Origin of the sequence: Acinetobacter qingfengensis, from assembly GCF_008693185.1 — a bacterium.
GTDB lineage: Bacteria > Pseudomonadota > Gammaproteobacteria > Pseudomonadales > Moraxellaceae > Acinetobacter > Acinetobacter qingfengensis.
In genome coordinates this window covers 1-22,230 of sequence record NZ_VXKN01000013.1, presented here as the reverse complement: position 1 = coordinate 22,230, position 22,230 = coordinate 1, and the positions used below count along the sequence as shown (strand labels likewise).

The 22,230-nt window shown below is 35.5% G+C and carries 19 protein-coding genes, 2 tRNA genes, 1 rRNA gene and 3 pseudogenes; 13 read left to right on the top strand and 12 right to left on the bottom strand.

The window, feature by feature from the left end; all coding sequences use genetic code 11:
• Positions 1-30: 30 nt before the first annotated feature.
• Positions 31-2,757, bottom strand: coding sequence for a DNA gyrase subunit A (gene gyrA / locus F4V57_RS13705; RefSeq protein WP_070068721.1), 2,727 nt, complete (start codon positions 2,755-2,757; stop codon positions 31-33).
• A 402-nt stretch (positions 2,758-3,159) separates the two neighbouring features.
• Here gyrA and F4V57_RS13700 point away from each other — a divergent pair.
• A tRNA-Asn gene (locus tag F4V57_RS13700) sits at positions 3,160-3,235 on the top strand.
• Positions 3,236-3,452: 217 nt separating this feature from the next.
• Positions 3,453-3,788: pseudogene (locus F4V57_RS15070) on the top strand (IS5/IS1182 family transposase); the annotation flags it as partial.
• 161 nt (positions 3,789-3,949) lie between these two features.
• On the opposite strand, the pseudogene F4V57_RS13695 reads toward F4V57_RS15070, so the two are convergent.
• Positions 3,950-4,328 (bottom strand): annotated as a pseudogene (locus F4V57_RS13695) (LysR substrate-binding domain-containing protein); the annotation flags it as partial.
• Between the two features lie 1,008 nt (positions 4,329-5,336).
• Between F4V57_RS13695 and F4V57_RS13690 the strand changes: the two are divergent.
• From F4V57_RS13690 to F4V57_RS14810, 7 genes are all read left to right on the top strand, one after another.
• On the top strand, positions 5,337-6,545 hold the full coding sequence (locus F4V57_RS13690; protein ID WP_070068719.1) for a tyrosine-type recombinase/integrase: 1,209 nt from the start codon (positions 5,337-5,339) through the stop codon (positions 6,543-6,545).
• A gap of 200 nt (positions 6,546-6,745) precedes the next feature.
• Complete coding sequence (locus tag F4V57_RS13685) at positions 6,746-6,988, top strand: helix-turn-helix transcriptional regulator (protein ID WP_000155629.1); 243 nt, start codon at positions 6,746-6,748, stop codon at positions 6,986-6,988.
• Positions 6,989-7,127: 139 nt separating this feature from the next.
• Entirely contained in the window at positions 7,128-9,164 is a 2,037-nt protein-coding gene (locus tag F4V57_RS13680) for a phage NrS-1 polymerase family protein (protein ID WP_070068718.1), read from the top strand.
• A gap of 665 nt (positions 9,165-9,829) precedes the next feature.
• The gene (locus F4V57_RS13675) at positions 9,830-10,546 is read left to right on the top strand and encodes a hypothetical protein (RefSeq protein ID WP_021511472.1); all 717 of its coding nucleotides are present in this window, start codon (positions 9,830-9,832) and stop codon (positions 10,544-10,546) included.
• A 35-nt stretch (positions 10,547-10,581) separates the two neighbouring features.
• Complete coding sequence (locus F4V57_RS13670; protein ID WP_004998933.1) at positions 10,582-11,013, top strand: DUF5681 domain-containing protein; 432 nt, start codon at positions 10,582-10,584, stop codon at positions 11,011-11,013.
• Positions 11,013-11,333 carry a hypothetical protein gene (locus F4V57_RS13665; RefSeq protein ID WP_070068717.1) on the top strand — a complete coding sequence of 107 codons (321 nt, stop codon included), beginning with the start codon at positions 11,013-11,015 and terminating at the stop codon, positions 11,331-11,333. The genes F4V57_RS13670 and F4V57_RS13665 overlap by 1 nt, the downstream gene beginning before the upstream one ends.
• Positions 11,326-11,502 (top strand): hypothetical protein, encoded by a 177-nt coding sequence (locus F4V57_RS14810; RefSeq protein WP_167353087.1) that lies wholly within the window; start codon positions 11,326-11,328, stop codon positions 11,500-11,502. Before F4V57_RS13665 ends, F4V57_RS14810 begins: the two co-directional genes overlap by 8 nt.
• Here the strand turns inward: F4V57_RS14810 and F4V57_RS13660 are convergent.
• From F4V57_RS13660 to greB, 5 genes are all read right to left on the bottom strand, one after another.
• Entirely contained in the window at positions 11,492-12,475 is a 984-nt protein-coding gene (locus F4V57_RS13660; protein WP_042891650.1) for a hypothetical protein, read from the bottom strand. The genes F4V57_RS14810 and F4V57_RS13660 overlap by 11 nt on opposite strands.
• A 3-nt stretch (positions 12,476-12,478) precedes the next feature.
• Positions 12,479-12,838, bottom strand: coding sequence for a DUF2513 domain-containing protein (locus F4V57_RS13655; RefSeq protein ID WP_042891653.1), 360 nt, complete (start codon positions 12,836-12,838; stop codon positions 12,479-12,481).
• A gap of 7 nt (positions 12,839-12,845) precedes the next feature.
• Complete coding sequence (locus F4V57_RS13650) at positions 12,846-13,307, bottom strand: hypothetical protein (RefSeq protein ID WP_070068716.1); 462 nt, start codon at positions 13,305-13,307, stop codon at positions 12,846-12,848.
• Positions 13,308-13,485: 178 nt separating this feature from the next.
• Positions 13,486-13,576, bottom strand: a tRNA-Ser gene (locus F4V57_RS13645).
• 95 nt (positions 13,577-13,671) lie between these two features.
• A complete protein-coding gene (greB, locus tag F4V57_RS13640; protein ID WP_070068770.1) occupies positions 13,672-14,148 on the bottom strand; it encodes a transcription elongation factor GreB in 477 nt (158 codons plus the stop codon).
• Between the two features lie 346 nt (positions 14,149-14,494).
• On the opposite strand from greB, the gene F4V57_RS13635 reads away from it, so the two are divergent.
• Positions 14,495-15,661 carry a transglycosylase SLT domain-containing protein gene (locus tag F4V57_RS13635; RefSeq protein WP_070068715.1) on the top strand — a complete coding sequence of 389 codons (1,167 nt, stop codon included), beginning with the start codon at positions 14,495-14,497 and terminating at the stop codon, positions 15,659-15,661.
• A gap of 57 nt (positions 15,662-15,718) precedes the next feature.
• Here F4V57_RS13635 and F4V57_RS13630 read toward each other — a convergent pair whose 3' ends face one another.
• Together F4V57_RS13630 and ttcA are read right to left on the bottom strand one after the other, a co-directional pair.
• Positions 15,719-16,108 carry an SCP2 sterol-binding domain-containing protein gene (locus F4V57_RS13630; RefSeq protein WP_070068714.1) on the bottom strand — a complete coding sequence of 130 codons (390 nt, stop codon included), beginning with the start codon at positions 16,106-16,108 and terminating at the stop codon, positions 15,719-15,721.
• A gap of 252 nt (positions 16,109-16,360) precedes the next feature.
• Positions 16,361-17,275 (bottom strand): tRNA 2-thiocytidine(32) synthetase TtcA, encoded by a 915-nt coding sequence (gene ttcA / locus F4V57_RS13625; RefSeq protein WP_070068713.1) that lies wholly within the window; start codon positions 17,273-17,275, stop codon positions 16,361-16,363.
• 507 nt (positions 17,276-17,782) lie between these two features.
• On the opposite strand from ttcA, the gene F4V57_RS13620 reads away from it, so the two are divergent.
• Positions 17,783-18,574 carry a lytic transglycosylase domain-containing protein gene (locus F4V57_RS13620; protein ID WP_070068712.1) on the top strand — a complete coding sequence of 264 codons (792 nt, stop codon included), beginning with the start codon at positions 17,783-17,785 and terminating at the stop codon, positions 18,572-18,574.
• A 156-nt stretch (positions 18,575-18,730) separates the two neighbouring features.
• Positions 18,731-19,630: a protease HtpX gene (gene htpX, locus F4V57_RS13615; RefSeq protein WP_070068711.1), complete on the top strand. Its 900-nt coding sequence runs from the start codon at positions 18,731-18,733 to the stop codon at positions 19,628-19,630.
• 364 nt (positions 19,631-19,994) lie between these two features.
• On the opposite strand, the pseudogene F4V57_RS14980 reads toward htpX, so the two are convergent.
• A pseudogene (locus F4V57_RS14980) lies at positions 19,995-20,135 on the bottom strand (excalibur calcium-binding domain-containing protein); the annotation flags it as partial.
• 193 nt (positions 20,136-20,328) lie between these two features.
• Here F4V57_RS14980 and F4V57_RS13600 point away from each other — a divergent pair.
• Positions 20,329-20,601, top strand: a complete 273-nt coding sequence (locus tag F4V57_RS13600; RefSeq protein ID WP_070068709.1) for a helix-turn-helix domain-containing protein — start codon at positions 20,329-20,331, stop codon at positions 20,599-20,601.
• A gap of 25 nt (positions 20,602-20,626) precedes the next feature.
• Here F4V57_RS13600 and F4V57_RS13595 read toward each other — a convergent pair whose 3' ends face one another.
• Together F4V57_RS13595 and rrf are read right to left on the bottom strand one after the other, a co-directional pair.
• Positions 20,627-21,838, bottom strand: a complete 1,212-nt coding sequence (locus tag F4V57_RS13595; protein WP_070068708.1) for a hypothetical protein — start codon at positions 21,836-21,838, stop codon at positions 20,627-20,629.
• Between the two features lie 312 nt (positions 21,839-22,150).
• Positions 22,151-22,230: ribosomal RNA gene (rrf, locus tag F4V57_RS15135) — 5S ribosomal RNA — on the bottom strand; the annotation flags it as partial.

Below are 22,230 nucleotides of genomic sequence, written 5' to 3'. Positions count from 1 at the left end.
ACTTAACCTTTTTTGTACCAGATTTGGCTTTTATTCAGACTGATCCGGTGTTTGCTCAGGCGTTACAATTTGCTCTGAAACTTCTGTATTTTCCTGTAAAGATGTCGAATCCTCTTCACTAGATTCCTCCTCACCTTCTTCAGATAAATCTTCTAACGCTTCCAATCCAACCAATGTTTCTTCATCACCTAAACGAATCAAACGAACACCTTGTGCATTACGTCCTGTTGTTGCAATTTCCGCAGCACGTGTACGAACTAATGTGCCACCATCAGAAATCAATAACAATTCCTTGTTTTCATCAATAGCAACTGCGCCCATCAATTCACCATTACGTTCAGAAGTTTTAATGGCAATCACACCTTTACCACCACGTTTTTTAGTTGGGAACTCATCAACTGAAGTACGTTTACCATAACCATTGGCACAAGCACACAAGACTTCACCCGAAGCGGGAACAACGACTAAAGATACGATACGACTATTGATTAAACTCTCGCTATCTTCACTCTCTTCGCTATCTTCAATTTGATCAACATCTTCATCATCCAGACTATTACCAGCAAAATTTACCCGCATTCCTCTGACACCACGAGCAGTACGTCCCATGGCGCGAACATCACTTTCATGGAAGCGAATGGCTTTACCTTCATTGCTGAAAAGCATGATTTGTTGATCGCCGTCAGTAATGGCTACACCAATTAAAATATCATCATCACTTAGTTCAATAGCACGCAGACCATTGGCACGAATGTTATTAAATTGTGCTACATCAACACGTTTGACTGTACCTGATGCTGTCGCCATAAAGATAAACTGGTCTGCAGCCATATCTTTAATCGGTAAAATTGCTGTAATAGTTTCATTGGCTTCAAGTGGCAATAAATTCACCATTGGACGCCCTTTCGCACCACGTGATGCAACCGGAACCTCAAAAGCTTTTAATTTATAAACCTTACCACGTGTGGTAAAAAATAAAATTGTGGCATGATTTGATGTAACCAATAAATGTTGAATATAATCATCATCTTTCATACTTGTAGCAGATTTACCACGACCACCACGTTTTTGTGCCTGATAATCTGAAAGTGGTTGTGTTTTAGCATATCCGGTTTGTGATACTGTCAAGACCACTTGTTCTTCAGGAATTAAATCCTCACGGCAGAAATCCACACCCGCTTCAATAATTTCGGTACGGCGAGCATCGCCATATTGTTGTAATACGGCAGCTAACTCTTCACGGATCACATTCATTAATAAAGAAAAATCATTCAAAATTGCGGTTAACTCAGCGATTTGACCAAGAATTTCACTATATTCAGCATGTAATTTATCTTGTTCCAGACCAGTTAAACGGTGTAAACGTAATTCCAGAATTGCAGCGACTTGTGTAGGTGATAAACGATAATTTTGACCATCCAGACCAAAGGGACGCTCAGGATCTTCTCCTTCGATTTCATCAGGACGAACTGAAACCGAACCTGCTTTTTCCAATAAAGCAATTACGCCACCAGACTGCCACTCACCTGCTAGTAAACGCTCACGGGCCTGAGCAGGATTTGCAGAAGTTTTAATGGTTTCGATAATTGCATCAATGTTGGCAAGCGCAACGGTTAAACCTTCTAAAATATGCCCACGTTCACGTGCTTTACGTAGTTCAAACATAGTACGGCGAGTGACAACTTCTTGGCGATGGCGAACAAATGCTGCAATCAAATCTTTTAAGTTCATTAATCGCGGCTGGCCATTGTCCAGACAAACCATGTTAATGCTAAAAGAACTTTGTAATTGTGTTTGCAGGAATAAATTATTGACAATAATTTCTGCATTTTCACCACGCTTTAAATCAATGGCAATACGCATACCATCTTTGTCTGACTCATCACGTAATTCAGAAATTCCCTCAATTTTCTTTTCCTTAACCAGTTCAGCAATACGCTCAATAACTCTGGCTTTATTAACTTGATAAGGAATTTCAGTAAACACGATCGTTTGACGATCAGTTTTATCATTACTTTCAACGTGATACTTACCACGAATAAATAAACGTCCTTTACCTGTACGATAAGCATCATAAATACCTGATTTACCATAAATCAGACCACCTGTTGGAAAATCAGGACCGGTAATATGCTGCATCAAGCCTTCAATGGCAATATTTGGATTATCTACATAAGCCAGACAGGCATTAATCACTTCCGTTAAATTATGTGGTGCCATATTGGTTGCCATACCTACGGCAATACCGGCAGCACCATTTACCAATAAATTTGGAATACGCGTTGGTAATACGTCTGGAATACGTTCAGAACCATCGTAATTATCTACCCAATCGACCGTATCCTTTTCTAGATCAGCAAGTAATTCATGCGTTAAACGCGTCATACGAATTTCAGTATAACGCATTGCTGCAGCACTATCGCCATCAACAGAACCAAAATTTCCCTGACCATCGACCAGTAAATAACGCAAACTAAAATCCTGCGCCATACGTACAATCGTGTCATATACTGCGGTATCCCCATGTGGGTGATATTTACCGATGACATCACCAACAACACGGGCAGATTTTTTATAGGCTTTATTGTAATCATTACCTAACTCGTGCATTGCAAATAACACACGGCGATGTACAGGCTTCAAGCCATCACGTACATCAGGTAAAGCACGTGATACGATAACGCTCATCGCATAATCGAGATAGGAATTTTTGAGTTCATCCTCAATCGCAATCGGGCGAATTTCCGATACGCTCATGCATACTCCTTGATACAGGTAAAACTACCTATAATTCATTCATTTAAATTAAAAAAGTGATCTTATTGCAATCACTTAAATTTAGCTCAATGCAGCATTAAAAAAGTTGCCAAAGTATAGCATATAACGGCTTTGCATTAAGGTTTTAAGCCATTTTTTTACGAATAAACAGCGTTGCTATACATAGTATCGATGATCATTTTTATAGTCTTAGATTCTCAAATAAACCATTTAAAAAATACGATCTTTACGTGAATAAAAATATTCATTGCACTTTTGAGTAATTATTTGCAGTAAAATCATGAATTATGCTGATAAAAAAAGCAATCATACATTTCTTGGCATTTTTTTATTGAGTTTGGCTTGACCCTAAGCTTTTTTTACCTATAATGAGCAACACATTCTCCCATAGCTCAGTCGGTAGAGCGACGGACTGTTAATCCGCAGGTCCCTGGTTCGAGCCCAGGTGGGAGAGCCAAAATTTTTAAATCCCAATGTCATCATATTGGGATTTTTTTATTATTATGAACGTACAGATAATTATTGAAGCAATATAAATAAAATTCAATACAGATTACTAAGGTTTGTTGACACTTTTAGATTAACAAATAGTGAAGTAAGAAAATTAACCCCCAAATCCAATTCTACTATTAGTTATGTTTCGTATTCTATGAACAGATTAATACTGGCAAAAGTTGAAAGCTATTTTGCATAATTTATACATTCATCACTGCTCAAATTTAAGAAATTTTATTGAGGCTATTTTGTATAAAATAACAACTTTATATCTTCGATGTGATATACCCACTAGCTTTGAACAACTCAACTCGATTTTTAAATGTTTTAATCATTGACCAATGGTGGAAAGTTACTTGATATATTTTAATTACTATCACTATGCACTGATATGATAATAGCTGTTCATCTATTATTTTCATATTCATGTTCATCAACATTCTGCTGGTATAGCTGATTAGGCAATCTTTAGAAGTGCAAAAGAAAACTCTTCCAAAATATATTTAGTTATAGATTAAAATGAGAATCCTATTGATTTCATTATGATAGATGAAACCACACATGACGTTATAACCCACTCAATATGACAAGTTAAAAAACTATTAAAGTTCTGTTGCATTAGCTTATATATTTTTATAACTCCTTTGTTGCTTAAATTATAAACACTACTTTAAACCTATAAATTTTTATACCATAAATAGTGTTGTTTAAAATAGTCTAATAAATATTCTAAAAATAAATGTGTTTTTTGGGGGAATAAGCTTTCGATGAGGAAAAACAGCATAAATTGTCGTAGGCTCAACTTGATGGTCAGGCAATACTTGCTCCAGTTTTCCGCTTTTTAAATCATCGGCCACATGCCAGATTGAATGATTAGATATGTCTAAACCAGATAAAGCAGCCTGTCGGATACCTTCACCAGAATTTGAAATAAAATATCCACTGACATTAAGCTGTTGCGTTTTTCCATTTTGATCAATGAAATTCCATGTATTAATTAAATCATGTTCATGTTGTTGCAAAATGCAACGATGAGCAGTCAATTCACAGAGAGATTTAATACATTGGTTAGCTCCCAGTTTATACAATAATGAGCATCATGCTTTCAAGATTGCATAATAAAGTTTTTGTATAAAAAAAGCGAAGTCACGCAAGGAGATGTGACTTCACTGCATTTAAAAACGAGCAAAAGTAATGGTCAAGTAAAATCAAATCCTCTTATGGCAAAGTATTTTGCATTCTATGAGAAAATCCCTCTCTCTGCTGAGGTTCAGAAGCAATAATACAACTCACCAAATGAACGAATTCAACATGCCAATTATGAGATGGATTTAGAAATCACTAAATTGAAACGACTTCTATGAATCACACAAATTGAGAAGTTTAAATTACTCTATACCAGTTGAATTGCACAAATAATATATCGACTCATGAACACCACACAGAGATATATCCTAGATAGCCAAGCTCGTTATTTTCTTCATAAACCTATAAGCAAAATATCCTTAAAATCCAGAAATGATCAACTCAGCAGTAAAAAATTAACACTTTACCAGTAATCGAGATTTTAAATTACCTAAAATATAAACCTTGGGATAAAGACTGACATGCCATCCCACTCCACCCGAATGTATTTTATTTTTATTGATGCCATCAAAAGTTTTATGTAAGTTACAATGTGGAATAAAAGTACAGATAAAAAATAAGCCCTTGTAAAAATAAGGGCTTATTTAAATATTTGGCGGAAGCGGTGAGATTCGAACTCACGGAGGACTCACACCCTCGTCGGTTTTCAAGTTATTGGGACTTACACTTTACTGGGCTTTATTAACATTTAGTAAGCCATACATTCCTTTACAAAACAATGCCTTGAAGCTATATTTTGTTTTATGTAGCTTGTTTATGCTTTCCCTGTATCGCTTACAAATTGCTTACGAGTTACAGTGCAAAAAGGCAAGCGACTACGCCAATAGTCCTTGCCTGTGGTTATATCCCTACTAGGAAACAACAAATGAATCATACTACATTTATCGCCAACTACAATGTCGGTGAGGAGTTCTATCATGCCTAAGTTGACTAAGAGCTTCATCGACAAATACCCTGCACCAATCAGCAAAGATAAATTTGAATGGGATACTGAATTAAAAGGTTTCGGTATTCGAGTTACCCCTAAAGGTCGTGTTAGCTTTATTGTGCAAAACCGTGTTAATGGTCGCTCGGAACGTATTACTATCGGGCAGTATGGTGTCTTTGCCCCTGACCAAGCACGTGACATTGCCCGCGAGCATTTACGCACAATGCGCATGGGTACAAGCCCAACAGCACAGGCAAAAGCACATGCATTAATGTCTATTACATTGCGTGAAGTTTGCGACTCTTACATTAAAGACAGATCGCTTAAAGAAAGTTCACAAAGTGAAATTCGCAGACATGTGACCACAAGTTTTGAAGCATGGCAGGATACTCCTATTGCAGCAATTAACCGTGAGGATGTGAATAAACGCTACAACCAACTTAAAGAACATGGTTTACGTGGTAATGCCCCTGCACCTGCCCAAGCTAATCAAGCATTCAGCGTATTACGAGCATTAATTAATTACGCAATGGACGAATATAGAAAAGAAGACGGCACACCATTAATCCAAGAGAACCCAGTTAATATTCTTAAAAAGAAAATGGTGAAATTAAAACCTCGTACCAGTCGTATTCCTGATTCTAAGGTAAATGATGTTTGGAATTACCTGTGGTCAACAAGGGAAACTGCTTTTAACCGTGAAACTCTAGCAAGCATTGATTTAATCATTTTCTTAATGCTCACAGGCGCACGATTAGGCGAAGCTCGTTCTTTAACTTGGGATAGGGTCAATTTAGAGGAGGCATGGTGGCACATACCCGACCCTAAAAACCACAATCCAGTCTATTTACCCTTATCAACTCAAGCAATAGAGTTGCTCAAAGCTAGACCTAGAACAGAGGATTCACCTTTTGTTTTTGCTTCATGGTCAAAGTCAGGACACATTATTGACCCTAGAGATTCATTGAAACGTATGAGTGAAGTTGCTGGAACACCAATTACAGCACATGACCTTAGACGGACGTTTACCACAATAGGAGTGGCGCATTGTGGTATTGATTTAAACAAGGTTGAATTGCTGACAAACCATGTGCCAAAAGGGGTTACAGCAATTCATTATTTAGAAACTACGCACTTGCAATATTTACGCCCCGAAGTTCAGCAAGTGGCTGATTGGATTGATAAAAGCAAATCATAAAAAATCATTTGTGCATTAACATAAAACATAATATAGTTGTTTTTAACTGCAAACACCTCGCTTAATATTCACGTAACATGGGTTACATTATTAAGCTTGTATCTATCATGGGATAGAGGCTTCAAGGTTAATTTAAACTTGAGCTATCTGTCCCTTTTTTATTGCATGTCAGATAGCTCATTACTAAAGGAACTTTTGACATGACTATTTCAGCAAACAATCATAAAGATTTACTAACGACTAAAGAAGCCGCTTCATTACTTGGCTTTAAAAAGAACACCCTTGAAATATGGCGTACTAAAGGTAAAGGACCACAATTTATTAAAGTGGGATCTGATACCCAGTCACGTGTCCGCTATTTACGTTCAACCTTAATGGCATGGCTTGAAGCACAAGCGCATTCGAGTACGTCTTCGTATTCAGTTCAAACCTCCGACAAATAATTAATTTTCTGTTCTAAACCTTAAACGTATTGCGCTTATTGAAACCTGTGTCCAACACCTCTCCCGACCTAAGCCTATCGTAAACATACAATCAAAAAAAAGACTGCCGAAGCAGTCTTTTTGATAGGAATAAACTGGCATGAATAGCTTAAACCATACCCCTATTTTACCACAGCAAACTACGCAAGGCAGCCAAGCCCCACAGCAAACCTCTGTCATTATTAATGATTCAAATCTGTGGGCTAACCTTCCCAACGAGTTAAAAGAGCGTCCTCAATGGGTTGTAAGTGGAGCAAGTAAAGCCCCCCTTTATGTTGTAGATGGCTATGCCGTTCCTGCTAAATCAAATGACCCTACCACATGGATGAACTTTAATGATGCTTGTACCTTTGCATGGAACAATCGTGGCAGGGTAACGTCACATACGGACAAACACGGTATTGAAGTAAAACAGCAAGGTTATAGTATTGGATATATGCTTAGCGCAGAAGATCCATTTACCTGTATTGACTTGGATATTAAAGCAGATACCCCACAAGAACAGTGCGATCGTGCAAGCAGCATTATAAAAACTTTGAATAGTTATACTGAGTATTCTCAAAGCGGAAAAGGCTTCCATATATGGGTTTACGGTAATATTGGAAAAGGACTCAGACGTGATAATGTAGAAATATATTCTCAAGAACGATTTATTATTTGTACTGGTAATACTTTAAAAAGTGAACCCATTAAGTATAAGAAAGACATATTAGATAATATGGTTTCACAGCTACAGGATGAAAAAGGAAAGTTTGAACCACTGCCCGATCAACCACAAATTGAAAGTGATGACTCGATTATGGAAAAAGCTTGGAATGCAGGAAATAAAGAAAAATTTCAAGCGTTATGGTTTGCTGACTTAGATAATGATTCAGAAGCTATTGGTCTTGACCACAGTCAGGCCGATTTATCTTTAATCCAAATGCTTGCATTCTATACCAATAATAATGATCAACTTATTCGCTTATGGCATAAATCAAACCTTGGAAAACGAATAAAAGCAAACCGTAAAGATTACATTGAATCAACAATTAGAAAAGCGCGTCAAAATCAAGCACACGATGAGTACGAAGCAAATATTGGTAAAAAAATAGCAGACAATCTACTCGCAAGATATAACGCTCAAAAGCCTATCGGTATAAATAAATTTATCCCAACAAACCTATTAGATGTAATGAACCGACCTCCTATGGAATGGTTCGTTCAAGGTGTATTACCTAAAAAAGGACTAGCCACAATTTACGGCTTACCTGCTACTGGAAAATCATTTCTGATGCTTGATTTACTTTTTGCAATTTGCAAAGGTGAAGAATGGTTCGGAATGAAAACAAAGCAGTCTAAAGTTGCCTATATTAATCTTGAAGATATACATGGTATGGGAAATCGCTTACATGCTTATCAGGAAAGAAAAGGTTTAATCCCTGATAATGACTTTTTATACTATGAAATTTCTTTAAACTTTAAAGAGAAAGATCATGTAGAAGAATTAATTAATTCTATTAAAGAATATGCACCAAATTGTGGTTTAGTTTGTATAGATACCCTAGCTCAATCAGCAAATGGCATAGACGAAAATTCATCTACAGACATGGGTATGGTCATCGGTAAACTTAAGAAATTATCATCTGAATTAAATTGTTTAGTGCTTATCGTACACCATTCAGGCAAAATCCAAGGAAGTGGAATGCGTGGTCATTCCAGTTTACTTGGTGCTGTAGACTGTGCAATTGAAATATCATCTAACGGTTCTACAAAAAAATGGAATATTGCAAAATCCAAGAATGGTGCAAATGATATTGAACGACAATTTCATTTAGAACCTATTCCTTTAGGTATGGATGAAGATGGAAACCCCATTTCTTCAGCAGTTGTCACGCCAGTAATTGATATTCAAGCAATGAATAACCACAATAAAATACTAGAAGATCAAAATGAAGATGTAAATAAAGATAAGTGTATTCTGCAAGTGATACATGAAAATCCTGCTAGCCTTCAAAAAGACTGGGCGGTATTATTAGCTTTTAGTCCTGATAAAATGTCTAGAAAGAAAAACAGTCTAATTGAAAAAGGCTATTTAACTGAAAATGGTAAAACAGTTACTTTGACACCCAAAGGACTGGATTTAATTAAAATATAATTATAAAACAACAAGTTGCAGAGTTGCATTAATTTTGCAACTTTCCCTTAAAAGTTGCAAGCATTTTTACCGAGTTGCAGTTGCAACTTGTACTTGCAACTTTACTATTAAACCATTGTTTTTTCAATAAGTTGCATTGCAACTTTTATTTGCAACTTATTTAAAAAGTTGCAAAGTTGCACATATACCCCCCCCCTTTAGGGGGGGTTATGCTAATGCAACTCACGCTAACCACAGCAACAGCTCTTTATATTCACATTCTTCTGTTTATATAATTTCCTTCATTTCTATAACTTTTTCTTAGCTCAATAGATTACATGTTTAAAGCAATAATTATTAATACTGTGGTTAAAAATACGAATACTTGCTGATAATTAAATTATTAAACCCTTTACCCCTAAATACAGGTTTAAACATAGCGAAATTAGCACGACTTTCAGGGGTAAATAGCCTCTTTAAGCACTCGGTTGGTACAAGGGTACTGGCTACCATAAAAACTCGCTTAAAACGGCTATTTTCGCACTACAAAAATGCTTGTTTATACCCCCATATAATTTGTTATTTGCTGTAAATAATTTGTATCTATTTGATTTCGTCGCCATTTTAATTTGTTTTTCGTATGTTGTAAGCAATAAGTAATTATGCAACCAATATGCGAGTTCAAAATGTCTATATATCCTCTAATTACACCATCACTACATCCTGACAATATCAAACATCTTCAAGGCTATGATGAAGAAACTGCTTCTTATGTTCACATTGCTGCCCAAGCATTGAGTGAAGCCTACGAAGGTATCAATGATATTCATAAAGCACGTGAAGCAAGTAAGCGAAATCCTGTTTGGAATGAAGCAGCTCAATTAATCCAAACTGATGATTTTGCAAATAAGAAGCTTCTTAAAATTACTAAATCTATTGATTCTGCAAATGCAAACCTAAGTAAAAGCATTGCACATATTGAAAAGGAACTAACCACACCTTTGACAGCAGGTGCTAATGACCCTGTGGCTAATGAAATCCGCTCGCATGTTAAAAATATGAATAACAGCAAGCGTCGCAAATTCATTGAAGAAGCACAGCAGAAAAAAGACTTGCAAACACTTCAAGCCCTTTTAGGTGCTCCATCATACCTTTCAGGCTTAACAGATATTGAAGTTCAACATTACACACGTCAGCTCCATGAAATTCAAAATCCTGCCTTAGCTAAGCGATTAAAAGTAATGAAGAATGCAGCAACGTTACTGGGTGAACGTGGTGGCTTGGTATTTAAAGAAGTAGAAAAAGCAGTGGGTAAACCATCACACGTTATTCAAAAACTTCGTAAAGCGAAAAACGAAGCAGAACAAGCATTCATTTTAAATGACCAACGTGTCGATCTTTGAAATTGATAATTAATAGTTTAGATCAAGGAATTGTAATGACCACAAATTCAAAGACTAAAACAGCAGGAAATCCAAATTGGCGTAAGGGGATGAACTCCCCTAACCCACAAGGTCGCCCAAAAGGGATTATTGATAAACGAATGAAAGTGAATCAATCCCTACTAGCTGATGCTGATGATATTGCCAAAGTAGTGATTCAATCCGCTCTTTCAGGCGATATGCAAGCGGCTAGCTTAGTCCTCTCCCGTATTGCACCAACACTTAAAGCTCAAACAGAAACAGTCCAGTTTGAGTTAGATGCTACAGCAAGCGTAACCGAACAAGCTCAATCTGTTTTACAAGCTATTGCTGACGGCAATGTTGCGCCTGATGTGGGTAAACAAATCATTGAAGCGATTAATGCTTTAAATGGTATTCGTCAGATTGATGAATTAGAACAACGTATTAATGCTTTGGAGAAACACTAATGAAACTGCCAACACGAGAAGAATATGAATTTTTACGTTTTAAATTTACACAGGATATTGCACATGGTTCACCAAGTGAACGTTTGGTTGCAATGCATAATCTAATGCACATCATGGCGTTATATGCTTCCAGCGATGAACTCGAAGAAGTGTTTATTAAGCCTTTATTTGCAAAGCTTGAAGAAAAGCTAAATAGCCCATTACACCCATTTAGCGACTATGTACCCCCTACAGTACCAGTAACGGTTAAAACCATGCTACAGGGGCAACCGTGGGCACAATACCCTAACCCTAATTGTGGTCATACCGATAATGGCTAAGGTATTAAAAGACTTTCAAAGGCGTTTAGCTAAAGTCGAAACCCATAGAAAGAACAAAGCGACTACTATTAAATTAGTAGCCGCTTTTCCACCTATTTTGTCTTATGATGAATGGGAAGCTATTGCTGTACCACATCAACAACAATTAGTTGACGATACTAGAAATTAAAATCTATTTCTCCAAATTTAAACTTAGGGAAATCGTGTAAAGATTGCTCTTTCTCTTTATCTAAAACCCTTATAGGTGTTTCATCAACATCAAGTTTCCACCAACTACCATTTTCACTAACGGTTAAGCCCTTAACCAACTTACCATTAAATCTTTTATAAATAATTGGTTTTGCCACACCTCTATCACCCTCTGAATTACACTTTTCAATAATAGCTTCTATACAATTTAACATCCCTAATGAAATTTTAGATGGCATAGCAAGAAGTTTTTGATACTCCGTATTTAACTCATTTATATAAGATTTCATACCAATTACTCCAATGCTCCCCTTAGGAATCTGAGTAATTATAGGTACTGCCTTGATACCCGTATCCGTTTGTTCTTCTGTTAATTTAACCTGATAAAGAAAATTTTCTCTTGTATGCGGGCAAGATAAAGCAAATAGATACTCATTATTAATCACTCTTTTCCAACTATCAGGACCTAAAACATGTTTAGATGCTGAACTAAGAGCTTCTTTTATTGAATATTCAATAATCTGCTTAATATTATCAATAGTTATAGAATTAAAAATATCCCTATCTAAATATACATCATCGTCATATTCTGTATATGCAGGTCCATATAATTGGTTATCTCGTGTATTACAATGCCTGATTAATGAATATTTAATACCATTTTCATCGTAATCATGTTTTACCCTTATCTTATCTAAATGCCCAACAACACTATTTATCACATGCTGTGCTATCAATGTACTTCCAGCTAAGGCTATTACACATTCACCTTGATAACCTCTAAAAGGCACATAATTTTTAAATGTTCTTAAAAAATATGGTGCATGTACTACAATAGGAACAGCATATATTTTTTTAAAACCAGAAAGTAATGGCACATTATCTGAAGTAATTGCAGAGTCACCTATAAAAAAGATCTCGTCACCTTCATAACCTGCTACAACTAACGTCATAAATTACCCCAAATTTCCTACGATTAATGCTAAAGCCTTTGCACCTAATAATTTAACTGTATCAAAAGTTAGCTCTAAACCTTTATCTAAAGCAGTACTCTTAATCTTATCCCACACTGGTTGACTTCTAATTGTGTCTAGGAGTTCATGACCTTTCCATGTTAGCCCATCAATATTAAAAGTCTTATCTCTATCATCAACAAATATATATTCGTATGAACCAGTCAAAAAGCCTGCTTCTATAAGTAAAAGTGTATGTTGAACCACATTACTTATCTGTTCCGAGTTTTCTAAGTATTTATTAAAACTATCATCTTCAACAGCAATAAGAACCTGTCTAATAATTTCCCAATCTCTTTTCATCTTTACCCTACTTTAGATTATTTTTAATCTTCTCTACCAAATCTGCTTCAATTAAACCTTTCGATAAGCAAGTTAGTGTTACATCAAAAGTTGTACTTCCAACTTTATATTCACCTTGAATATTACTTTTAATACTTAAAGAGTTTTCATCAATAATAATATTCTGCGCTACTGTGGTTTTTGTTCGCTTATCTTTAAGGTAATCAATACCCATTACCTTACCACAATCAGCATAACTTGGATCTATTCTATAGTCCTTAGAAGCTGTGGTTATCACACCTGCATCCAAGTCTGAACTTGTTATCTGGTATCCTTCTAAAGCCAAAGCACGTTTAGAAGCTTTAAATATTTCTTCTTTAGTTGCCTCTACTCCCACCGAAACACTCTTACTCTCACCTACTGGTGGTTTATAAGCCATTGATAAAGTGGAAATGGAAAAAGCTAAAATACTGACAATTATTTTTTTCATATCATTTTCTTTAGTCTAAAAACTATACGCAGTAAAGTATCATAGAGAATAACTTCAATACACTGATTTAATGAAAGATATTTATTTTTAATTTTGTTTTTTGCTTACTACAGGCTTACGTTGCATAACCCTAGAAACAACAAAACCCTGAGAATGTCAGGGCTAAGTCGTTGATATTTGGCGGAAGCGGTGAGATTCGAACTCACGGAGGGGTATAAGCCCTCGTCGGTTTTCAAGACCGGTGCATTAAACCGCTCTGCCACGCTTCCAATGGCGGCTATATTATAAAGTTTTTTTTACTTTGGCAATTATTTTATTTAAATACAATGATGATTTGCTTATATTTAAAGCATTTGCAGTTTTCTTAACGCTGATAACGAATAGCATTCACATACCACAACCTTTTTCCCAAAGGCGTTATCACTTCAAACTCATCATTGACTGCTTTAGCAAGCATTGCTCTAGCCATTGGAGAATCAATCGAAATATAGTGAGGTTCACTATCAAAAATTTCATCAATGCCAACAATTCGAATAGTAATTGTTTCACCTTGTTCATTTTCAATATCTACCCAAGCACCAAAATAAACTTTACCATCCTGTTCAGGTGAATAATCAATAATTTTAAGCTGCTCCATACGTTTTCCTAGATAGCGTACTCGGCGATCAATTTTCCTAAGCAGCTGTTTATTATATTGATAGTCTGCATTTTCTGATCGATCTCCCAAACTTGCAGCCCAACTGACTTTTTTAGTGACTTCTGGTCGCTCTACATGCCACAATTGCTGTAATTCCTGAGCAAGTTTATCGTGTCCCTCACGAGTAATTAACACAGACTTCATACTTTGACCATTTTTTAACATAGTTTTGCAAAAGTTCAAGCTATCCGCAATAAACATGACATTTTACTTCATTAACCCCAGATATAGTCCCTCTACAGGCAGATTTTCTCTTAAAAATATTGTATAGGATTTGACCAAAGCATCTTTTTTAGATAATATCTGCGCCCTTGTGAGGTTTTTGCATATTTTTTGTTCTATTTTCTCCCTAATTTAACGCCGCAATTGCCTTTTTAATAGTATTACGTGTCGTTATTTACGTCATGTCTGCTCTAACACATACCATTTTTTCTTTTAAGACATAGGTATTCAGTCTTGAATGATAAATGATTTTGTCGCCGGAGACTCCATGAAGTCTGTGAAACAAACATCCCGATCGAGGCTATGCCTCGATTATATTCAATCTCTACCTTTTTTTAAGACTATCCTGACAATTGCCATTCTTATTCCTTTGAGTTTAAATGTAACTCAAGGCAAACAATTTTTCCAAAAAATTGGAAAAACTGATAGATATAAGCAGGTAGTTAATAACGATCAGCTTATAAAATCAAACAATACACAAGTGCTTACGATTGTAACTGTAGAAAATTCCACCACCCTTTTTAATCAAGATGGTTTTGCCTACGGTTTTGGTTATGATTTGATTCGTAATTTTTCTGATCAAATGAATCTTAGACTCGATGTAAAAACCGTTGCGAACGAAGCAACAGCACTAAAATGGGTAAAACAAGGTAAAGCACAGATTGCCTTATCTACAGCCCCAATCAATCAAGTTGAAGATTTCGGATTAATTGCGGTGGAAAGTAGCTGTGGAATACCAAATACTCTGCAAAAATATGGACTAGATCCAAATTTATCTCTTGTTTTTCAATCTGCTGAAAAAACATTAACTGCATCTGCAAGCGGTTATTTATGTCAGGCACAGCAATCTGGTGCCATCCAGCAACTTGCATCTTTTTATGATCAAAATTATTTAAATGATCACGATTTAGATGTGGTTACCCGTAACTTGGAAAATCGTTTACCTATTTATAAAGCGAATTTTAAGCAAAGTGCTCAAGCACATGATTTAGATTGGCAATTTTTAGCTGCAATTGGTTATCAAGAATCTTATTTAAATCCAAACTCAATCTCCCCTACCGGTGTCAGAGGGGTAATGATGCTAACGCAAAATACAGCAAGAGCCATGGGAGTGAGTGATCGTACCAATCCCGCACAGAGCATTCAAGGTGGAGCGAAATATATTGATGCTATGTTAGAGCAATATGATGATGTTCCTCAGCCAGATCGCAATTGGTATGCATTGGTTGCCTACAATATGGGGCCAGGCGCACTTAATCAGATCATGGCTCAACTACAGCGTCAGGGTAAAAACCCAAATCAATGGGTCAATGTTTATCGTTATTTACAGGAACATCAACATCGAAATAATCGTTATAGTCAGGCGTTACAATATGTTAAACGAATTAGAGTTTATCTGGAACATATCAAAACATCATCGTTAGCCAATGTGTAAAAAAGAAAAAGCCCCGATTTATTACAAATAGATCGGAGCCAATTCAGTTATCTCGATTTATGCTGTGGTTTGTTCCAAAATCTTTTTAAATAATGTTTTTTGTTCTACACTTGGTTTTACTGTTTGTAAAGCCATAAGTTGACTCATATCACCCTGAACTTTTATCTTTCCAGACATGAATGCTTGCATAGCTGCTGCCATGTCAAACTCCAGAAACACTTTACGCAAAGTATCTGCATCAATTGCTAATGTGGTTTTGGCGGCTTCTGATAAACCTTTCTGAATTTTTCCGCCATTTAAGGCCAATTCAGTTTTACTACCATCGGTATTATCTACAACCAAATTTACACCCAAACTTTCAAGTGCTGGCGGTAAATTTAAATCCCCTGCTTCAGCAGTAAGTTGTTCTACGGTAGCAAACCAATCATCAGTTAAAAGAGCAGGCATTTTGATTCCTCATTTCATTTTCAAGATTTTGATGATTCATATTTAAGTAAATTCTACTTAAACATCATACTTCCTTGCCCTGTTATAACATGCTTGCAAGGTTAGGGTACAGGCATTTTACATACTTTACAGATTTTTTCAGGCCAACGCGACTAAAGGCTAATACCATCATTTCAGGTATATCCCACAAAAACCGGCGTCTTAACATATTTATTTAAAGTATCTATAAATCAAAAACTTGATTTATTAAAATCATTCTGCTGCAAAACTCAGATTAACCACATCCAAACGTTTTTTCATTTCTTCCGGATCTTTAAAATCCAACTCACGCTTTGAATCTAGAACTTCGAAGTCAAATAATTCCCGATCAGCTAACTGCGAGGGTGACACATTTTGTAATGCGCCAAAAATACTATGTAGACGTTTCGGATATTGTTTATCCCAGCCACGTAACATGTCATTGATCATGGCACGTTGCAAGTTTTCCTGTGAACCACACAGATTACATGGAATAATTGGAAATTTACGCAATTCTGCATATTTGATGATGTCTTTTTCTTCAACATACGCCAGTGGTCGAATTAAAATATTCTTTTTATCTGAAGATAATAATTTAGGCGGCATAGCTTTCAAACTGCCGCCATGAAATAAATTCAGAAAAAAAGTTGCAATGATATCGTCACGATGATGCCCTAAAGCTACTTTAGTTGCACCAATTTCCTGAGCAAAACCATATAAAGAACCACGGCGTAAACGTGAACATACAGCACAATAGGTTTTACCTTCTGGAGTTAAACGTTTGGTAATACTATAGGTATCTTTTTCCAAAATATAATAAGGAATATGATTTTCTTCCAAGTATTTAGGCAAAATATCTTCCGGAAATCCCGGTTGTTTTTGATCTAGATTAACCGCAACAACATCAAAGTTAATTGGTGCAATCCGTTTAAATTGAAGCAGAATATCCAGTAAAGTATAACTATCTTTGCCTCCAGAAATGCAAACCATGACTTTATCGCCATCTTCAATCATCTTGAAATCACGAATGGCATGTCCAACTTGACGGCGCAATTTTTTCAATAAACGATGATAGGCTGAACTGGTTGGCAATTCTGGTTTAAAATTAAATCCTAAACTACGGTTTTCAACTGGCGAAAATGTTGACACGTTCTTTTCCTATACATCGAAAAAAATAAGGCAAGTATTCTACTCCATCCTCAAAAAAATACACAGCACTATTCCTCTACTTTTTAGTATTCATACAATTTTTATATAAGCTTAATCATTTCATCACAAAACTCTGCTACTGTTGATTATTTAGCCTTAAGCTGTTGATGGATACGTTATTTTTATTTTTTCCACAAAAGCTGTGGATAACTTTATGGATAACTAAACACTTGACAAAAGCTGGGCAAGAAAAGTTAAGGCTTAGCTACAATTTGATTATTTTTTAATCACATTATTTTGTTTATATTTTTCAAATAGTTAAATAATGCAATAGACAATAAAATAATTTTTTTAATTTTTTTTGAAAAAAACACATCTTAAAAAGTCAAGCATTAGTTATGAATTTTTAATCAGTCAAAATCTTATTTGTTGCTTTTATTTTCTCTAATTGCTGTTTTTTTGCTACACTAGCCACGTTGTATTATTACCGATTGGTATTTGTCATAAATGAATAATAAATTAACCTATCGAGCGTCATTCCCTTTTTTACTCACTGGGTTATTGGCACTTTTAAATACACCTGCTCAGGCAGGTCATCTTTATGTCTACAAAGATGCAACGGGTACACCATTACTGACCGATAAGCGACAAAATCACGCACATTATAAACAGGTGAAAGTAACCTATTTTTCTGATAGCAATGTACATCGCTATTCAAACTGGGGAAACTCGGAAGCAGCCGTGTTACCAAGCTTTAGTAAAACAAAAAATGCCTACGATGGAATTATTAAAGCTGCTGCACAAAATTATGGTGTTGCAGAGGGTCTAATTAAGGCAGTAATGCATACCGAATCAGGTTTTAATGCTACAGCACGCTCACCTGTTGGAGCACAGGGACTTATGCAACTTATGCCTGCTACAGCTCGGCGTTTTAATGTTGGTAATGTCTATGATCCTGCTCAAAATATTCATGGCGGTGCTAGGTATCTCAGCTGGTTAATAAAAAGATTTAATGGTAATACCACCTTAGCTTTAGCTGCGTATAATGCAGGTGAAGGTAATGTAACAAAATACGGTGGTATACCGCCATTTAAAGAAACACAGGACTATGTACGCCGAGTATTAAGTCGTTATAATAATTTGTATGCAGATGGTATTAGTATAAGTTCTCAGACTCAAACCTCAACTGGTAGCAATGCAAACAATCCCGGTATATTGGAAACTCGCAACATACGCTCAGCGTCACAGCGAGAAATTATCTTAATTAATGGGGTTTATACTGATCGGATAGCACAATAGTTTTTACATAACAGTCCAGCAAAATTTCATTGTTATACATGAAATTTTACACTTGAAATTGATTTAATTTCCCTCATAAAACACACATGCTATAGTATTATACTGGCATGTGTAAATTTCCATACACCTTATTTTATCTTTTAGAGGATTCATTCCATGATGCGGATTGGTTTGTTTTTGCTTACCAACCTCGCAGTTCTCGTAGTTGCAGGTCTAATCTTATCCATCCTTGGGGTTGGTAGCTATCATACATCTGGTGGTTTAAACCTATCTAGCCTACTGGTATTCTGTTTTGTCTTTGGTATGGCTGGTTCTCTAGTTTCGCTATTCATGTCAAAATGGATTGCTAAAAAAACCACAGGTACACAAATTATTGAGTCACCAAGTAATCAGGGTGAACAATGGTTATTACAAACTGTTGCAGATCTTTCTCAACGTGCAGGCATCAAAATGCCTGAAGTTGGTATTTTTTATTCGCATCAGTCCAACGCTTTTGCAACTGGCTGGAATAAAAATGATGCGCTTGTAGCGGTTTCTTCAGGACTGCTGGAACGTATGTCTGCCGATGAAGTACGTGCTGTTCTAGCACATGAGATCGGGCATGTTGCCAATGGTGATATGGTGACACTTTCTCTCGTTCAAGGCGTGGTCAATACCTTTGTAATGTTTTTTGCCCGTGTCGTGGGTGATTTTATCGATCGAAACGTTTTTGGACGTGGCGATAATGAAGCACCTGGAATTGGCTATTTTGTCACAACGATGGTTCTGGATATTGTATTTGGTATTCTCGCAAGCACCATTGTACTTTGGTTTTCACGTTATCGTGAATATCGTGCTGATGAAGCTGGTGCCCGCCTTGCTGGTAAACAAGCCATGATCTCAGCCCTATTACGCTTGCGTGATGAACAAAATATGCCAGATCAAATGCCTAAAGAAATGCAAGCTTTCGCCATCGCTGAAGGCCAGCATCAAGGTTTTAGTCTAGCAGCACTTTTCCATACTCATCCAAGTATTGAACAACGTGTAGAAGCTTTGCAAAAATTAAATGTACAATAATTTTTTGGATTTTCATAAGACGCTTCTGTAAAGAGGCGTTTTTTATTCTTAAATAAATATAAGTTATCAAATAATAATTTAAAAATAGAATGAATATAAACTTAATGTATTAGAATAAGCTCCTATTACAAATGACCGCCATTGATTACACCGATAAAAATTATTATTATTCCAATTATCTGTAGAAAAAATGAATTTTTTACATCATTCCAATATAAAACCAAAAATATCAAGGAAAGTGGAGAAATAAATAAACAAATTAATCCCCATAAAATATTTGTTTTAAATGCTGTAATTAAAAAATCAATTCCACCAATCAGAAAAAAATCAAACCCAAATAAACTAAAAAAGTCATATTATTATTCTATTTACACCATTGTTTTTCACAAGGAATGCCATCATTATTACCATCCATTTTTGTCCCGGGACAGTTTCGTAAAAAATACGTTGCTTCGGCACAAGAAGTCATTTGTGAGCAATGTGTTCGTCCATCACAGTGAAATTTGGGCTCAGTATCGACTTGCGAAATTTCCGCCACTTCATAATCTGATGTAGCATCTTTTTTACTTTGGAAATGCACTATGGCACACCAAACAGCGATAAACATCACCAAAACAATCAATAATTTCTGCACAACTTAGCATCCAATTTTTGCACCCAAAACAGGTGCATTATAATCTGAACCTAAAATCGGTGCAATGAACAATATCAAATTATCAGTTCATGCACCTCAGCATGTCTGGCTTCGACAATATTTAATTCAACGCAGGCTAGAGCTTGGGCTTTCTCAACGGGCTTTAGCAACTCGCTTAGGTGTGATTTATTCTTTTATCGGTAAAGTCGAAACAGGCGATCGTCGATTAGATATTTTTGAGCTGATAAGTTATTGTAGTGCTTTAGAATTAGATGCAATTGAAGTATTACAACAGATTTATGGTAAATTTTACTCGACTCATAAAAAAATCCCTTGACGTAAAATCAAGGGATAACTATATATTAGCGTTTAATAGATTCTAATATCTGTTGTGCTTGTTCTATTGCCTGTTGTTTATCACAATCATCTAAATCAACCAAATGAATTTCATGTTGTATTGCACCTCTCCCCACTACTTCTAATGGGCCATAATCATCATAAGGTTCCCCTGTATAAGCATTAATCGCATGATAATCATCTTTAGTAAAATCTGTCCCTAGTTTTTGGGCAACATAAATATATGTCCATGCTTCGATATCATGATTAAATAATTTATTATATAAAAAATAATCTATTGCCTCGATATCACCTTGGTTTGCTAAATATTTTAGCTGAATCTTTGCAATTTCAACCTGATTAAAATTTACTTCATTTACATTTAGTGGAAATTTTTCAATCATCTTCTGATATTGTTGACTAAGTGCAACCAAATCATCAAACTTTTTCCTATTTAATTTTGCTTGAGTTTTATTGGTATATTTCATTTTTTCATTATCCCAAACTGCACCAAAATTTGACCCTTCTCGTCCATAAGGTGCAATCTGATTGGCTAAATACAAATAATATTTTGCAATAATCCCTATTGCATCTTTATTTCCTTTTTCTACAAATAATTGAAGCTCATCTAAATGATCCTCAATGATTTGAAAATTATAGAATTGTCCATCTTCACATTCGATAAAATCTAATTCATCATACCCCAAAATATCTAGCTCAAAACCATCTAGACTTCCATTTTCAAATTCTAAATAACCTAAAGCCTTTCGAACTGACTTTAAGTTCATATAAAACATATTTAAGAATAAAAATTCCCGATAAATGACTTGAATAAGATGAAGTAGAAAAGTCTTAGGTAATTCTTCATCAGATAATTGATTAAGCCTTAAAATAAATCGTTGAATATTATCTAAAAATTCTCGGCCTTCGTAATCATCCCAAATCAAATTATCTTCATCATGCCAGTTTTCATTAGAATAATCCATTTCGGGTAGTTTATTTAGAATATCTAGCGTTAATGTTTGTAATAACCGATGTTGTTCGTACTCTTTCGAGTTATTATATTGAACATTAATAAGAATATTTCCCGAACGGAATGCAGCATAAGAATTATAACCTTCATAACATGCTAATAGCTCATAAATATGAGAACGAGCAAATTCAAAGTTACATTCTGATTGAATTAATTTTGCGGTACGAAATACAAAATCTTTAAGGGTGGCATTGTGTGTAGACATAATAATCTCTCATTCAATCCATAATTATTCTGGCATATGTTATTCATAGAATGTTTATTAAGTTCAATAACGCATGTTTAAACAGACTTAATAAACCAAGCCAGATGGATTGATTTCAAGAAAATTAAATTTGATATACTGAATAAAACTCAATATGTAAAATAAACCCTTTTTTACTCATGCGTAAGTACGGTAGGCAACCTTAATATCTAATTATACTCAAAAATGTTAGGCTTACAAGCTTTCTCTAGATTATAAAATTCACTAAAAGAAGAACCCCCGGCAGGATGACTACCGGGGGTTAGAATAATGAGCTGGCGATGACTTACTCTCACATGGGTAACCCCACACTACCATCAGCGCGAAGAGGTTTCACTTCTGAGTTCGGTAAG

Excerpts from the sequence above, each read along its gene's own strand:
- F4V57_RS13685 (WP_000155629.1), top strand. The coding sequence starts at position 6,746 with ATGACTATTTCAGCAAACAATCATAAAGATTTACTAACGACTAAAGAA.
- F4V57_RS13620 (WP_070068712.1), top strand. The coding sequence starts at position 17,783 with ATGAATAATAAATTAACCTATCGAGCGTCATTCCCTTTTTTACTCACT.
- F4V57_RS13630 (WP_070068714.1), bottom strand. The coding sequence starts at position 16,108 with ATGCCTGCTCTTTTAACTGATGATTGGTTTGCTACCGTAGAACAACTT.
- gyrA (WP_070068721.1), bottom strand. The coding sequence starts at position 2,757 with ATGAGCGTATCGGAAATTCGCCCGATTGCGATTGAGGATGAACTCAAA.
- greB (WP_070068770.1), bottom strand. The coding sequence starts at position 14,148 with ATGAAGTCTGTGTTAATTACTCGTGAGGGACACGATAAACTTGCTCAG.
- F4V57_RS13655 (WP_042891653.1), bottom strand. The coding sequence starts at position 12,838 with ATGAAAAGAGATTGGGAAATTATTAGACAGGTTCTTATTGCTGTTGAA.
- F4V57_RS13665 (WP_070068717.1), top strand. The coding sequence starts at position 11,013 with ATGAAACTGCCAACACGAGAAGAATATGAATTTTTACGTTTTAAATTT.
- F4V57_RS13600 (WP_070068709.1), top strand. The coding sequence starts at position 20,329 with ATGAACAATATCAAATTATCAGTTCATGCACCTCAGCATGTCTGGCTT.
- F4V57_RS13680 (WP_070068718.1), top strand. The coding sequence starts at position 7,128 with ATGAATAGCTTAAACCATACCCCTATTTTACCACAGCAAACTACGCAA.
- F4V57_RS14810 (WP_167353087.1), top strand. The coding sequence starts at position 11,326 with ATGGCTAAGGTATTAAAAGACTTTCAAAGGCGTTTAGCTAAAGTCGAA.
- F4V57_RS13660 (WP_042891650.1), bottom strand. The coding sequence starts at position 12,475 with ATGACGTTAGTTGTAGCAGGTTATGAAGGTGACGAGATCTTTTTTATA.
- F4V57_RS13675 (WP_021511472.1), top strand. The coding sequence starts at position 9,830 with ATGTCTATATATCCTCTAATTACACCATCACTACATCCTGACAATATC.
- F4V57_RS13690 (WP_070068719.1), top strand. The coding sequence starts at position 5,337 with ATGCCTAAGTTGACTAAGAGCTTCATCGACAAATACCCTGCACCAATC.
- F4V57_RS13635 (WP_070068715.1), top strand. The coding sequence starts at position 14,495 with ATGAAGTCTGTGAAACAAACATCCCGATCGAGGCTATGCCTCGATTAT.
- F4V57_RS13595 (WP_070068708.1), bottom strand. The coding sequence starts at position 21,838 with ATGTCTACACACAATGCCACCCTTAAAGATTTTGTATTTCGTACCGCA.
- htpX (WP_070068711.1), top strand. The coding sequence starts at position 18,731 with ATGATGCGGATTGGTTTGTTTTTGCTTACCAACCTCGCAGTTCTCGTA.
- F4V57_RS13650 (WP_070068716.1), bottom strand. The coding sequence starts at position 13,307 with ATGAAAAAAATAATTGTCAGTATTTTAGCTTTTTCCATTTCCACTTTA.
- F4V57_RS13670 (WP_004998933.1), top strand. The coding sequence starts at position 10,582 with ATGACCACAAATTCAAAGACTAAAACAGCAGGAAATCCAAATTGGCGT.